General features: G+C 28.0%; 18 protein-coding genes. 2 read left to right on the forward strand and 16 right to left on the reverse strand.

The features are described from left to right. Positions 1-8: 8 nt before the first annotated feature. The 8 genes from EII29_RS00565 to EII29_RS00600 form a co-directional block, all read right to left on the reverse strand. Entirely contained in the window at positions 9-365 is a 357-nt protein-coding gene (locus EII29_RS00565) for a YraN family protein (RefSeq protein ID WP_125235596.1), read from the reverse strand. A 19-nt stretch (positions 366-384) separates the two neighbouring features. After that, positions 385-1,023 carry a ribonuclease HII gene (locus EII29_RS00570; RefSeq protein WP_125235597.1) on the reverse strand — a complete coding sequence of 213 codons (639 nt, stop codon included), beginning with the start codon at positions 1,021-1,023 and terminating at the stop codon, positions 385-387. Between the two features lies 1 nt (position 1,024). Continuing rightward, positions 1,025-1,969 carry an RluA family pseudouridine synthase gene (locus EII29_RS00575; protein ID WP_125235598.1) on the reverse strand — a complete coding sequence of 315 codons (945 nt, stop codon included), beginning with the start codon at positions 1,967-1,969 and terminating at the stop codon, positions 1,025-1,027. A 22-nt stretch (positions 1,970-1,991) separates the two neighbouring features. Further along, positions 1,992-2,408: an HD domain-containing protein gene (locus EII29_RS00580; protein WP_125235599.1), complete on the reverse strand. Its 417-nt coding sequence runs from the start codon at positions 2,406-2,408 to the stop codon at positions 1,992-1,994. Between the two features lie 192 nt (positions 2,409-2,600). Beyond that, entirely contained in the window at positions 2,601-3,527 is a 927-nt protein-coding gene (locus tag EII29_RS00585) for a pseudouridylate synthase (protein WP_233573208.1), read from the reverse strand. Further along, positions 3,524-4,573 (reverse strand): asparaginase, encoded by a 1,050-nt coding sequence (locus tag EII29_RS00590; protein ID WP_125235600.1) that lies wholly within the window; start codon positions 4,571-4,573, stop codon positions 3,524-3,526. Before EII29_RS00590 ends, EII29_RS00585 begins: the two co-directional genes overlap by 4 nt. A gap of 123 nt (positions 4,574-4,696) precedes the next feature. Then, entirely contained in the window at positions 4,697-5,359 is a 663-nt protein-coding gene (locus EII29_RS00595) for an HAD family hydrolase (RefSeq protein WP_125235601.1), read from the reverse strand. A 38-nt stretch (positions 5,360-5,397) separates the two neighbouring features. After that, positions 5,398-5,619 (reverse strand): DUF896 domain-containing protein, encoded by a 222-nt coding sequence (locus EII29_RS00600; protein WP_125235602.1) that lies wholly within the window; start codon positions 5,617-5,619, stop codon positions 5,398-5,400. A 289-nt stretch (positions 5,620-5,908) separates the two neighbouring features. Between EII29_RS00600 and EII29_RS00605 the strand changes: the two genes are divergently transcribed. Next, positions 5,909-6,283 carry a carbonic anhydrase gene (locus EII29_RS00605; protein ID WP_125235603.1) on the forward strand — a complete coding sequence of 125 codons (375 nt, stop codon included), beginning with the start codon at positions 5,909-5,911 and terminating at the stop codon, positions 6,281-6,283. 89 nt (positions 6,284-6,372) lie between these two features. Here EII29_RS00605 and EII29_RS12970 read toward each other — a convergent pair whose 3' ends face one another. From EII29_RS12970 to EII29_RS00620, 3 genes are all read right to left on the reverse strand, one after another. Next, positions 6,373-7,455, reverse strand: a complete 1,083-nt coding sequence (locus EII29_RS12970) for a thymidine kinase (protein WP_125235604.1) — start codon at positions 7,453-7,455, stop codon at positions 6,373-6,375. Positions 7,456-7,566: 111 nt separating this feature from the next. Further along, positions 7,567-8,463 (reverse strand): homoserine kinase, encoded by an 897-nt coding sequence (thrB, locus tag EII29_RS00615; RefSeq protein ID WP_125235605.1) that lies wholly within the window; start codon positions 8,461-8,463, stop codon positions 7,567-7,569. Positions 8,464-8,578: 115 nt separating this feature from the next. Beyond that, positions 8,579-8,818, reverse strand: a complete 240-nt coding sequence (locus tag EII29_RS00620) for an NAD(P)-dependent oxidoreductase (RefSeq protein ID WP_125235606.1) — start codon at positions 8,816-8,818, stop codon at positions 8,579-8,581. A gap of 419 nt (positions 8,819-9,237) precedes the next feature. On the opposite strand from EII29_RS00620, the gene EII29_RS00625 reads away from it, so the two are divergent. Next, positions 9,238-9,801, forward strand: a complete 564-nt coding sequence (locus EII29_RS00625) for a C40 family peptidase (RefSeq protein WP_125235607.1) — start codon at positions 9,238-9,240, stop codon at positions 9,799-9,801. Between the two features lie 509 nt (positions 9,802-10,310). On the opposite strand, the gene EII29_RS00630 is transcribed toward EII29_RS00625, so the two are convergent. The 5 genes from EII29_RS00630 to EII29_RS00650 form a co-directional block, all read right to left on the reverse strand. Further along, positions 10,311-11,069 (reverse strand): copper homeostasis protein CutC, encoded by a 759-nt coding sequence (locus EII29_RS00630; protein WP_199725995.1) that lies wholly within the window; start codon positions 11,067-11,069, stop codon positions 10,311-10,313. Between the two features lie 96 nt (positions 11,070-11,165). Further along, a complete protein-coding gene (locus EII29_RS00635; RefSeq protein ID WP_125235609.1) occupies positions 11,166-12,023 on the reverse strand; it encodes a histidinol-phosphatase HisJ family protein in 858 nt (285 codons plus the stop codon). A gap of 33 nt (positions 12,024-12,056) precedes the next feature. Then, entirely contained in the window at positions 12,057-12,677 is a 621-nt protein-coding gene (locus EII29_RS00640) for a hypothetical protein (RefSeq protein ID WP_125235610.1), read from the reverse strand. A 20-nt stretch (positions 12,678-12,697) separates the two neighbouring features. Further along, positions 12,698-13,300, reverse strand: a complete 603-nt coding sequence (locus EII29_RS00645) for an ACP phosphodiesterase (RefSeq protein WP_125235611.1) — start codon at positions 13,298-13,300, stop codon at positions 12,698-12,700. A gap of 21 nt (positions 13,301-13,321) precedes the next feature. Continuing rightward, on the reverse strand, positions 13,322-14,581 hold the full coding sequence (locus EII29_RS00650; protein ID WP_125235612.1) for an L-serine ammonia-lyase: 1,260 nt from the start codon (positions 14,579-14,581) through the stop codon (positions 13,322-13,324). Between the last annotated feature and the right edge of the window lie 328 nt (positions 14,582-14,909).

Genomic DNA, 14,909 nt, shown 5'->3' on the forward strand with positions numbered 1-14,909 from the left:
TTTTCACCTCAAAACGCATTTTTTATCCAGTTAATATTGTTTTCAGATTTATTTCCCGTTATTCCTATAATATCATATCTGATATTGCCGTTCCACTCATTTTCTATGATATAAATCTGAGATGACAACAAAATTTTTTCCTGTTTTTTTCTATCGACTGTTTCAACAGCTGTTCCGTAAATACTCTTTTTTCTGTATTTTACTTCTACAAATACAAGAGTTTCAGAAAGTTTTTCAAAAAAAATTAAATCTACTTCTCCATATCTCGTATAATAATTACTTGTAATAAATGAAAGATTTTTCTCTTCCAAAAACTTTTTTGCAATTTCCTCATATTCAAACCCTGTTTCCCTTTTATTTTTCATTGAAAAGTTTTACCTCCCTTTAATTGTTCTCTTTTTTATTTTCTTTATTTTTATTCTTATTTCCCAGTATTTTTTCTAAAAAAGACTTTCTATGGTAACTACATGGTCCCTTTTCAAGGAGTATTTCCCTATGAAATTTCGTTCCATATCCTTTATGCCTTTCAAAACCATATTCAGGAAACTGCTCCGACATTTCATCAAGTAGTCTGTCCCTCGTAACTTTGGCAATAATAGATGCCGCTGCAATAGAAAGAGATTTTGAATCTCCTTTTATGACAGCTTCCTGTTTCTCATTATATCCTCGTATTTTATGATTTCCATCAACAAGAACAATATCAAAATCCGATTTTTCCTTTAAATCTGTTATTGCTCTTTTCATTGCGGAAAAAGTCGCATTTAATATGTTAATTCTATCTATTTCATTTTCATCGGCCATTCCCGTTCCTACAATACATTTTTTATTTATAAGTTCAAATAAATGCTCCCGCTTTTTCGCAGTCAGTTTTTTAGAATCATTTATTTCCTCAAGTTCTTTAAAATATTGAGTTATAATAACTGCCGCAGCTACAACAGGACCTGCCAGAGGACCGCGACCTGCTTCATCCACTCCTGCTATTATCTGATTATAGCTTTCGTCAAATTTTACCATCTCATTCATATTATTCCTCCACACATCGTATATTAAATTCAAGTTTTGAACTTTTTAGTGCATTTTTAAAATCATTAGGTATTTCGGATATAAATTTTAAAGGTTCTCTTGTAACCGGATGCAAAAATTCAAGCTTATATGCATGTAACATTTGCCTTTTTTCACTATCTTTTCTGCCATATACTCTGTCACCTAATATGGGATGCCCTAAATATTTCATATGAACTCTTATTTGATGAGTTCTCCCTGTTTCAATATAAACTTTAACCAATGTAAAAAGATTGTTCTGAGAAATTACATTATAGTTCGTAATTGCAGTTTTCCCTTTATTATCGTCCCGTATAACTGTCATTTTTTTCCTATCATTCGGATCGCGTCCTATTTGCGTTATTATTTTTCCATTTTTTTTATTCAGTTTTCCTTTTAAAATTGCCAGATAAGTTTTTTTTATTTCTTTTTCCTGAAACATTTTTGTAAGATTTATATGAGCTTTATCATTTTTGGCTATTACTATAAGACCACTCGTATCCTTATCAAGCCTATGAACTATTCCGGGTCTTATTTCCCCGTTAATACCCGATAGATCCTTTATATGATATAAAATTGCATTTACAAGAGTACCTGAATAATGTCCCTGTGCAGGATGTACTACCAAACCTGCGTTTTTATTTATAATAGCGATATCCGTATCTTCATATATTATATTTATACTTATATTTTCAGGTTTTATTTCCACTTCCTTAATTTTAGGTATTATAAATTCTATTTTATCATTTTCTTCTATTTTATAAGAAGGTTTTGTATCTTTTCCATTCACTTTTACATTTCCGTCTTTGATTAACTGCTGTATACGACTTCTTGTTAAAGCGGTTTTTCCCGACAAAAAGATATCTATTCTCTCATTTATATTATCTGAAAAAACAGTTATTATTTTTATTTTTTCTTCATTTCTCATAGGCTTCCTCATTGTTTTATTTTCAGCTTTCATCATCACATTTTTGAAAAATCGACATTTTATCCGAATAATTTTTATTATGATGATTTTTAATTAAAATACTTAATTCTTTGTCAATATTCTTTATTTTTTTATATCCGTTTAAAGTATGATTTTTCAGTATAGTTTTCAATCCGAATTTATGAAATATTCTTGTTACTAACGATACTTTTCCTTTACCGCAGTCATGAAGAAGAGCTAACCTTAAATATAACTTGTCATTTTTCAATTCAGTATTTTTTAATTTTTTATATACTTCCAATGAATGTGACTGATCATATTTACTCATATTTTCAAAAATTTTCTGTTCTTTTCCGGATAAATATTGCATAGCTTCATCAAGTAATCTTTTATCAATTTCAGGAAAAAAATATTCCATACCTTTTTTTATTATATACATTTATTTTCAACTGGGTTTCTCAAATAATATTTTATTTCCATATTTTTCATAATTTCCTGTTGCTCTAACTCCAACGCCTGAAACATTTTTTAATAAAATATTGTTTTTTTATTTGAGATATTCGCCTGCTCCTTTTTTTCTATTTATTATACTCTATCATTCTTAGATTTGTATAATATTTCAATTTTTATATTAATCTTTTCCTTTTACAACAATATTTCCAAATATTTTTTTCAGCTTTTTTATATTTTTTCCTTTTTTTCCGATCAGTTCACTTTTATTTTTTTCCTTTACATAAAAAATATAAAAATAACTGTTTTTTTCAATATTTTCAATTATATTTAAAATTCTTTCTTCTTTAATACCTATACTGTAATTTTTTAAATCTTCTTCTGTTTCAAATATTTTCCTATCAACATTATTAAATATAAGTTTTTTTAATTTTACCGACAAATCCGCTTTTTTAAAAATGAGATATTTACCCTGAAGAGGTCTCATACTTCCGTTTAATATAAAATTACTCATTATACGTACTTGTTGATGAAGGAAACCGTTACCTTCAAAATATAATTTCCCACTTTCAAACTTCACATAAATTTCTCTTATATGATTTTTAAGTTGCTTTCCTTTCTTTGAAGTAAACTTTATATAGTTTCGTTTTCCTGACAGTTCTTCACAATTTTTCTTTATTTTTTCCTCATTATTTTTTATCAAATGTTCAGGATATTCATAAATATAATAACGCTTTTCTATCATTTGAGGAAATTCAAGAAAAGGTAAAGTTTTGGATATTCTTTTTATTTTAAGACCGTCACATTCATTAATAATGTCTTCATACATTATATGTTGCTTTGAATTTACATAAAGTATATTTTCTTCGGCATTTACCTCTTTATCTGTTCTGCCTGCCTGTTGAATTCCTTTAAAAATTTTTATATTATTTTTTTCAAGCAATTTTCTGAATTCCGATTTTACACTTTTTTTTCCTGAATTTTCATCAAAAGAATCAAATTTTTCACCGTTATATTCAATGAAGAACATATATCCGAAATATTCAGTATTTTCAAACTCTCTTATCAGTCTATTAATTTTTTCTGTTTTTATCATCTTTTGCGTCATTTTGTAAGTTCACCTGCAATATTTTCTCCAAGTTTCTCTTTTATTTTCTCTTTATCTGTATATTTGCCGAGTAAATACATAAATTTTGTAATCGCGGCTTCAGGAGTCATATCATATCCATTTACAGCTCCAATTTTTGTTATCGCTTCATTTGCTTCGTATAGTCCCGGTTCTACACTTCCTATTGTGCATTGAGTTATATTCAAAATAATTACTCCTGAATCTGCTATATATTTCAGAGTATTAAGAAATTCCTTGTTCTGAGGAGTATTTCCGCTACCGTATGTCCTTAAAACAAGTCCTTTTATTTCATTATTTTTATAAAATATTCTTTTCAATATTTCAGGATTAAAACTTGGAAATAAATCAATCATAAGTATATCGGGATTAATTTCATAATCTACATAAAATTCCTCTGAAGATTTAAGCATGAGTCTTTCTTCATATATATTTATTTTAGAGCCTGCCTGTCCCAAAGGAAGATAATTTGGTGAAGAAAATCCGAAATAATTTGATGAATCCAGTTTTCTTGATCTATTTCCTCTGAAAAGATGATCTCTAAAAAATATACATACTTCAGGAACTACAGGAAGTTTTTCTCCATTATACTGAAAATTTTCCTGCTTTTCAATTATCTCAATGGAAGTAAGTAAATTCTGAAGCCCGTCACTCCTCATTTCCTGAATAGGTCGCTGCGCGCCTGTAAGTATGACAGTTTTATTAAGATTTTTGAGCATAAATGAAAGAGCGCTGGCAGTATATGACATCGTATCAGTCCCGTGCAGTATTACAAACCCTTTATATTTATTATAATTTTTCTCAATTATATCTGCAATTTCTATCCACAATTCATAACTCATATCCGAAGAATCAATAATTTGACTAGTCTGTGCATAGTCTACATTAAGCTTTTTCAGAAACTGATAATTCTGTATAGCTTCATCCCATGATTTTGACGGCTTCAAACCGCCTTTTCCTTCACTACCGTCTGAATGAATCATACTTATAGTTCCTCCGGTATTTATAATTAAAATTTTTTCTTTCATTATTTTCTCCGATTTAATATTTTTCAACTAATTATACCTTTAATTGAATACTTTGTCCATATAAAAAAACCTTTTATACAATAATACAATATCATTATATAAAACGGTCCTCTTTAAAATTTTTTATTTGATTTTTTCTATAAATTTATTCACATCGCCAACTTTTATAGTTTCAGGAATATTTTTTTCACCTTTTCCTTTACCAAATCCCCACTCACAATAAATCACATCTGTTCCTGCATTATATGCAGTTTTTATATCCACTTCCATATCTCCTACAAATAATACTTTTTCTTTAGATATACCCAGTTCTTCTGAAATTCTGTCTATTCCATAAGGATGAGGTTTTCTCGGATATTTGCCGTCATCCGCCCCTATTATATCAACAAAGTTCCATCTTGAAAGTCTGCTTTCTACTGTTTTTAAAGCCAGCTCCTGATCTTTATTAGTAACAATCCCTTTTTTTATATGGTTTTTTTCAAGAAAATCCATTAATTTGTCAATTTCAGGATAAAGAGAAACATTGTAATCAAAATATTTTTTATAGTATTTTCTTACAACTTCCTTCACTTTTTCCTTATTAATTTCCTTTTCATTATAATTTTCAACATCAAATACTTTATCTACAATTCCGGTCACTCCATGTCCTATAAGATTATTAAAGTATTCTATTGAATAAGTTTTCATTCCTAATTCTTCAAATGCTGAATTCCCCGATTTTGCAATAGCTTCAAGAGTATTTACAAGTGTTCCGTCCAAATCAAATAATACTAAATCATACTTCATGTGCTTTCCTTTCTTTAATGTAAAAATTATATTTAAAATTATGCTTCAGTAGGGATTTTATTTCCTTTTTCATCTATAGGATTTCCCGCTTCATCCACTCTTACGACTTTTATACTCTCCAAATGCCCTCTTATACTTGCTTTAAATTTTTTCAGATATTCTTTCCTGTACTTTTCTCTTTCTTTTGCTTCTTCTTCTGTCAATTCCCTTTCTCTTGCTATTTTTGAAAACTCATTTATTTTTTTTATTATATCTTCCATTTTATATTTCTCCATTCTTTCAGTAATAATCAGTAATAATATGATATTTCTTATTTTGTGCTTCTCATTGACCTTTAATAAAATTTATGTTAATTATATATTATATATACTGGATTTATTTTGTAATTTATTGTATCATATATCCTGTTGTATAACAACCTGAAAAACAAATTCATAATTTTACATTAAAATAAATTAATCATAAATTTAACAAATTAAGTTTATATCGACATAATAATGAATTTCAACATTAGAAATAAATGTAACTTTTATATTTAGGAGGATGAAAATGTTTTGTACTTTAATTTGCTGTATGGATGGAAGATTTATACATATAATAAATGAATATATAAGAAACAATTACAGATATGAATATGTGGACACAATAACCGATGCAGGTCCTGTAAATAAAATCATCTATGATGATTACCTGAAAGCTGTTGAAGACAAAATTGTACTGATTTCTATTAATAAACATAAATCTGATCATATTTTTATTGCAGGACATAGTGACTGTGCAGGTTGTCCTATTGATGATAAAACTCAGAAAAACTATATAAAAAAAGCTGTCAAAATGATTAGAGAACATCTTTCCGATATTGCAGTCACAGGATTATTTGTATATAAAGAAGGAGATATAGAGATTTTGATTGATTTTGTCTAAAAAATAACGAGAACCTTATACAGTCCTCGTATTTATTTTCAATATCTCCTTTATTTTTTTAAACTTTCCATTTACTAAAAATAACAAATTTATTCCAGTACTCTGTAACTTAATTTTGTCAATTTACATACTTCTTCTATAATTTCACTATCCTCTTTATCAATATCACTTCTATTCGTGTAAACTATTTCCTTAAAATTCAAATCGGACTTTCTTAATATATCTACTGTAAGCAATACTTGATTTAAAAGACCTTTTTTATTTCTGGAAACTAAAATTATCTCGGAACTTTTTCGGTATTCACACATAAAATCAAGAACTGTATAATTTCCCTCTAAAGGAAACAAAATCCCTTTTACTATTCTTATAAAAATAAAGTCATTTTCAATCAGTTCTTTTTCTATTTCTTTTCTTAAATCCGACAACCTGTTTTCCGATTTTTCAGTTTCCGAAGACAGTATTATCGTTTTTATCTTTTTATCTTTTAATATACTTTCTGAATATAATTTTTCAACTGATTTTTTTCCTGCTCCTATATCCGTTCCGACTATAAAATAAATTTTTCCTTTATTATTTTTTCTATATCTTACAATATGATGCCTTCTACATCTGGCTTCATAATTTTCAGAAGCTCCGACTAAAACTAAAGGATCGTCATAATAAGCAGGCTTACCGTTAATCAGTCTCTGACTGGCATAAGCAGGTTTTCCACAAACAGTACATATAGCACGAAATTTATCCACCTGATCAGCTATGCCCATTAATTCAGGCATAGGATGATAAGGTTCGGCTCTGAAACTCATATCTAATCCTGCAACAATAACTCTCTTTCCAAATTCTACATATTTTTTACAAAAACCTACTACATCTTCTTTTTCTCCGAAAAATTGAATTTCATCTATTCCTATAACTTCAGTATCATTATTTTTTTCCATTATTTCTTCCATCTGCTTTACCGAATTTACAGGATAAGCTTCCAAACTGCTGTTTGCATGGGAATATATGCCTCCCTCTCCGTATCTCCTGTCGATGGAATGTTTAAATACTATTACTTTTTGCTTTGCATACTTAGCTCTACGCAGTCGTCGTATCAGCTCTTCACTTTTTCCGGAAAACATACTTCCTGTAATTACTTCCAATATTCCTATATTACTTTTCAAATGAAATTCCATTGTCAAATTTCTCCTACTTCAATTATTTTCTGAATATTTATTTTAACATATTTTTCTTTATGATTTAAGTAAGTATAAGTATTTTATATGATTATTGTTTTACAGGCTTTCTTAATCTATAATTTCCGCACCTTTAAAATTTATCTTTTTCTTTTCAATCTTCCATTTATTAGGAAGAGTTTCAAGTACTTTTTTCATATTTTCCAAAAATTTATCGTTATTGTAATTTAAAGATACAAGTGTAGGTCCCGCTCCGCTTATATATTCTCCTAATGCTCCATATTTTTTTGAAGCTTCAAATATTTTTTCACAACTGTTTATCAATCTAAATCTGTAAGGTTGATGTATCTTATCATCTAATAAAAATCTCAAATTTTCATATTTGCCTTTATTAAACGCATCTACAAGAAGTCCGAGTTTCGACATATTATTTATTGCATCAGACACCAAATATGACTCAGGCAACACACTTCTTGCGCGTTCTGTAGACAGTTGAAAATCAGGTATCATAACATAAAAATATAAGTCATTGGAGTTTTCCAATGAACTATAAACAAGATTTTCTTTATCATAAGCCGTTAAGACCATGCCGCCAAAAATTGCAGGAATTACATTGTCAGGATGTCCTTCCATTTCAACAGCCAGTTTTGCGATTTGATTAATATCCATAGGATTTCCTGCAAATTTATTTGCTATAAGTATTCCTGCAACTATAGCACTTGAACTACTTCCCAGCCCTCTTGCCATGGGAATTTCATTTTTTTTGATATTTACCTTATAACTCGGTATATTTTTTTCAAGATGTTTTTCAGTATATTTTATTGCTTCAAAAATGAGGTTTTTCTCAATAGGTATTGAAAAAAGAGAACCATTTTCCAAAAACTCTATTTTATCACTTTCCTCAATTTCCAACTCCAATATATACTCAAGAGCAACTCCTAAACAATCATATCCTACTCCTATATTTGCAGATGTTCCCGGTACTTTAACTTTAAATTTTAAACTCATTTTACAACCTTTCTTTAATGTTTTTTAAAAATTTCCTATATTATTTTTTTGTATTATAATATAAAATCAATTTCTTATTGTCACTAAAATTATGAAATAATAAAAAATTAAACTTCTAAAAATATAACTGGATAACTTCTAAATTTATTTTTAAATTAAATAAATTTAGAAATAATTTTGCCATTTTTCGTGATTTCAATCCTTTTTCTATACTCTCTTCGTTAAATAGCCCGCCTCTTGCAACATTTACAAGTCTTACCCCGTCTTTAGGCTTGTGTAAATTGTCATTATTTATTATATCTGTTGTTTTTTTAATTTTAGGTGTACAGATAGTTACGACATCTACTTCCTGCATGTTCTATTATTTTAAGTTTTTTTCTTTTTCCAAAAGATATTTATCTACTTTTATGAAATGTTGTATCATATTTATGTATTTATTTTAAGTATTTCTTCTCGGGAAATTCTTATTCTCACATTTACTTGAATATTTCCAGATGCTTTAAAATTTTATTTTTACTCATCATCAATATACTTCCCGACTAAAACTTTATGCATTTTACTTCCAAACAATTTAAAAATATATTTTTTATATTATAAATCGGTTTTTCATATTTTATATATAATATCATATAATAAATAACAATTCAACTGTTCTGTTTTATAAATAATAACCCATTTTTTTAATAAAATATTTTTCTTATTGTTTCTAATTTTTTTCAAAGTTTTTAATGATAAAATATTAGCACCAAAGTTCTATGGTAGATTGGAGGTTACATGAAAAGAATAGTAACACTGGCTGGAGCTCTGTTATTATCTGTATCGATTTTTGCTGCAAAACAAAAAAATCCTTCAGATGAATTGACAAACATAATCGGAAACTATTATAGAAACGATTCTATGTCTTTAAATGTCAAAGATAGCAACAGTAAAAGTGAAAAAAGTTCACGTACTGTTAAATCCGGTATTAGAGACCAAATTATAGAATTTGCTTCTAACAAACTTGGAGCACCTTATGTTTGGGGTGCTACAGGACCAAATAGTTTTGACTGTTCCGGTTTTGTCGGTTATGTCTTTAAAAAGGCTGCTGACCTTAGCTTACCGAGAGTTTCCAGTGCTCAGGCAACATTCAGACCAAAAATTTCATCAATGAATATGAAAAAAGGTGATTTGGTATTTTTTGAAACAACCGGAAAAGGTCGTATTTCACACGTAGGTATCTACATGGGAAATAGGCAGTTTATCCATGCTTCTTCCGGAAGTAGAAGAGTTACTGTTTCAAGTTTGGACAGTAATTATTATAGCAGAACATTCAGATGGGCAATAAATCCGTTTAGTTAGTTCTCATAATTAAAATTATAAAATTTTAACAACACAATAAAAAACTTTGGATAGTAAAAAATCCGATAATTATTTGAAATATAGTAATTACGCGGATTTTTTACTTTTTTTAATATTATAGCTTATATATTAAACCTATATTTTTTAAAAAAATGTGTTAATTTAGAATACTAGTTTGTTTTATAAATTAAGGTATAACTACTACTTTATAATTTTTCAATATTATAAAAATACGTTTATTACATAATATAAAAAATATATTGTCTATATATTTCAATTTTTATGAAATCACTAAAAAATCATTTTTAATTCAAAATTTAGATAGAAAATTATTTCACAAAAAATCATTATAAATCAAAGTGAATAACGTTAGTTCTTTATAATATTTTTAAATTTTTAAAAATACTGAAATTCTATTGAAAATTAATTATTGTTAAGATTAAAAAAAGTAGGAAAATTAATTCCTACGTTATTATAAAACATAATTTTTTAATTTATAGAGTTTCTATTTATATGCTTTTAAGATAAGCCGACATTTCTCTTACTAATTTCATATCTGTCTCGATAATTTCAAATTCACTGAACTCTTTTAATCCCATATTGACATTTTCATTTTTATAAATCATTTTACTTTTTTTGATTTTCTTTGCTGAAAAATGAAAGGAAGTTCCTTTTGTATATTTTGCAATTTCACTAATATTGTTTATATTCAGTCCTCCACCGATTAATATTTCCGGGCTGTTGTTTTTATCATTATTTGATAGTGTTACTAATTTTTTCAGATTTTTTTTCCCTTTCAAACAGTTTTCTTCCTGACCTGAAGTCAATATAATTTTTACTCCCAATTCTTTCAGCTCATAATAAGCCTTTACAGGATCTTTACACACATCAAAAGCTCTATGAAAAGTTATGGGTATATTTTCCGATTTTTCGATTATTTTTTTCATATTCACAGTGTCTATTTCTCCGTTTTCAGTTAAAACACCTACTACTATTCCATCTGCTCCCAGTTTTTTGAACATTTCTACTTCATTTTTTATTATATCCGACTCATAAGGAGAATATAGAAAATCACCAAATCTTGGTCTTATAAGTACATTTACAGGTATATCCACATTTTTTTTTACTTCTTCAAAAAGACTTTTTGTGGGAGTAGTTCCTCCTATTATGAGATTACTGCATAACTCAAGGCGATTTGCTCCTCCTTTTTGAGCATTGATAGCGGATTCAACACTATCCACACATATTTCAAGAGTAAATTTTTCCATTATTTATCATCCTTCAATAAATTAATTTTGAATCTATTAAAATTTAATCAAAAATTACAATAAACTATAATAATATATAAAATTAATATAGCTTTATTAAATTTTTTCAAGTATTCTTTTTCTTTTATTAAATGTTGCTATTTCCATAATTCCAAATCTTTTTACATAATTTGCCGCTTCTTTTATCTCCATGCCCACATGTTCAGGATAATGGGCATCACTGGATAAAATTACAGGAATATCATATTTCTTTACATATTCCATAAAATCGGCATAAGGTGTTATTTCCTTTACAGGATACCTATAATATGTTCCTGTATTAATATCAATTGTCATATTTTCCTGTTTAATTAACAAAGCTGTTTTTTCAAGTAATTTTTCAACATCATTTTTACAAGGAATATTATTAAACAAACGTAAATTGAAAGGATGTCCCAGTATGTCATAAAATCCGTCTGTTATGACATTTTCTATTTCATAGACATAATCTTTCCATATGTCAGTTAAATTTCTTTCTGAAAATTTATGTTTTAAGGTATTAAAGTCAAATCCCCAACCTTTTATAAAATGAATGGACACTATTAAGTAATCCCATTCATATTTTTTTAATATTTTTCTAACTTCAATCTGATTTCTAAAATTACATACTTCCAATCCTAATTTTACAGGATATCCTTTTGATTTTAGCATACTTATAAAATCTACATACTCACTCAGAGTGTGTACAAATTTTGTTTTAGGATTATTGAGCCATTTTTTCTGAAATTGCCCCATTTTCGAATTATCCAAAATAAGATCTTCAAAGTATAAATCCTTAAATTCTTTAAATCCATGTGTATGTTCAGTTATTCCTATTTCTTTTAATCCCTTTTTTTCTGCCTGCTCAAAAAACAACTTTACCCATTTTTCATCATAATCACCATATTCAAAATGTATGTGATAATCTATCAACATAACTCCCCTTTTCCTTCTTTCATTTACGAACTTTTATTTTTTTGCTTTTTCTTCTACAACTTTCCATTCATTTCCTGTTTTAACAAAATTTACTGTTGAAGTTGCAATATTGACTTTACTTATATTTGAAAGATATTCATATTGGAGATTTATATATGCTTCTATGTCAATTTCGACTTCACTTTTTCCTTTATCTATTTTAGCATATTTGTCAAGATTATCGTTCAAATACTTACTTAAAGCATTTTCATTATATCCACGTATTAAAAATACTACGTCTCCCAAATTACCGTGCTCGTTTACTTTATATACCGATACTTCAAACTGCTCCAGTAACATTGTATTTGTATCTTCCCATTTTTTAGCCAGTTCCTGATCCCCTCTTGCACTCACATATTTATCAACATCAACATTAATCGTTTTAAGCATTTCTCTTGAACCGTAATTCGAAATCTCTTGCATTACTTTTGCATAATCATCCGCCGCTTCCTTTAATGTACTGAATTTTTTAATTTCGTCTTTTTTGGGGGCTGTTTTAGCTGCTGCTTTAGTTTCAGTTTTTTTCTGAGGCTTTACAGCTGTTGCTTTCGGTTTTGATTCTGCCATTATTAATCCCTGCATCGAAATTAATAATGTAAATAAGATTTTTTTCATTTCTATCCTCCTAATATTTTTTACTTTATTTTATCTAAAAATTTTTTAATACTGTTGTTTTTTACATATTCAAATTCTTTAATTGATTTTTCCTCAAATTCATTATAATTTTTTTTCAATTCTTCAACTGCTAAAGTAAGAACGGTGCCATTTCTCATTCTTTTTGAAATTCCTGAAAATACTTTTTCCAATACATTAATATCTGCATATTTTGATAAAATTCTTTCAGATACAAGCCAACTGAAAACATTTTCAAATCTTTCAGGAAAATATTTTTCATTGATTTTTATATTATAAAAAATTTCTTTTTCAATATCATTAATATTTTCATTGAATAACCTATCAAATTTTTTTGATAGGAAATGATCTACAAACATATCTGAAACAATTCCTTTGTATATTCCGAATTTTTCTTTTAATAGTTCATTTAAAAAATTTTCTTCTCTGTCTGAAATACTGTCTACTATTCTATGAAGAACAACTCCTTCTTTTAATCCGGCAGGAAGAGTTATTTTTGTTATAAGTCCTTTATAAAAATCTCCTGTAAAATTTCCATACAAAGTCTCTTTATTATTTTTTCTGTCAACTTCAAAAGAAATCATTGAATGCCCTAAAAAATTCATTTTATCCCCCTATAATCTTATTTATTCAAGGTTTAGCTTTTCTTTTTTCAGCTTTGCAAGTCCTGCAAGAGATGTCTCTTTATAATTAGAATGAAGATCCTTTCCTGTTTCAAGCATTGTTTCCACAACTTCATCTAAGGAAATAAGATGACTACTTCCCGACATAAGACTGTACTGAGCACAGTCTACTGCCTTAGCTGCGTATATAGCGTTTCTTTCAATGCACGGTATCTGTACGTATCCCAACATCGGATCACAAGTCATTCCCAAACAGTGTTCCATTGCTATTTCTGCCGCATATTCTATTTCGGCTATATCCGCTCCCATTATATACGCCACCATTCCCGCTCCCATAGAACAAGCTACTCCCACTTCTCCCTGACAGCCCACTTCCGCTCCGGAAATTGAAGCATTCTGTTTATAAATATTTCCTATTACTCCGGCTACTGCCAATGACTTTAAAATTTTCTCTTCAGATAAATCATTTTCTTGTTGAAAAGTTTTAAGCAATGCGGGAATTAATCCTGAAGCTCCACATGTAGGAGCAGTTACTACTTTTCCCGCACTTGCATTTTCTTCTGAAACTGCCAACGCATAAGAATATACTTTTCCTTTAAAATCTTTAAAAGGAGAATTCAGATATTTTTCATAAAATTTTTTGGCTTTTCTTTCCAGTTTGAGCTGGCCGTGTAAATATCCTTCAGCATTTAACCCTCTATAAACAGCTTCATCCATTGCTTCCCAAATTTTTTTCAGATAATTCCATATTTCTTTACCTTCATATGTTTCAACATATTCAGGAAGAGTTATTTTTTCCTTTTCACAATAATCCATTATTTCTTTAAAATTTTTCTGAGGATAAATATGCTCTACATTTTCATTTTTGCTTAAAGTTTCCCCTTCCGTTTCTTCAACTATAGTTCCGCCCCCTACAGAAAAAAACAATGATTCTTCCAGTAAATTCTCAAATTCCTTATCATTTTTCTCATAAACTGAAAATTTTACTGCATTTGTATGAAAATCATATACAACTTCAGACATAAATACAACTTCCACATTATCTTTTCCAAAACTCTGCAATGTTTCTCTTATAATGTAATCTGTCAGATGACCCTTTCCTGTAGCTGCTAAGCTTCCATAAAGTTCCACTCTGTATCTTAAATCAATTCCATATTTTTCTTCGGATCTTTTTCTAAACAGTGAAGCAGCCCTTTCAGGACCCATAGTATGGCTGCTTGAAGGTCCGTTTCCAATTTTATAAAATTCTCTCAATGTTTCCACATGAATTCCCTCCGATTTTATATTACACTTTATATATTATATAATAATTATATAATATTTTTCCTTTTTTTTAAATATTATTTTGAATAATATCCGAATTTTTAGGTATAAAATACGTTTTATTTATTTTTTTCTTTAAAATTTAAATTTTTATTGTAAATATATTACCAATTTTTCTGACAAATTTCCCGTTAAATTAAACTATTTCTCCTTTAAATTTTTACAAATACATCACATGTTTTATTCAGTAAAAATATAATTTAAGGCTGTCCATAAACAGAAAATTATTTTTAAACTATATACACTGAACATTCTTTAAATTACAAAC

This window comes from Leptotrichia sp. OH3620_COT-345 (assembly GCF_003932895.1).
Classification (GTDB): Bacteria; Fusobacteriota; Fusobacteriia; order Fusobacteriales; family Leptotrichiaceae; genus Pseudoleptotrichia.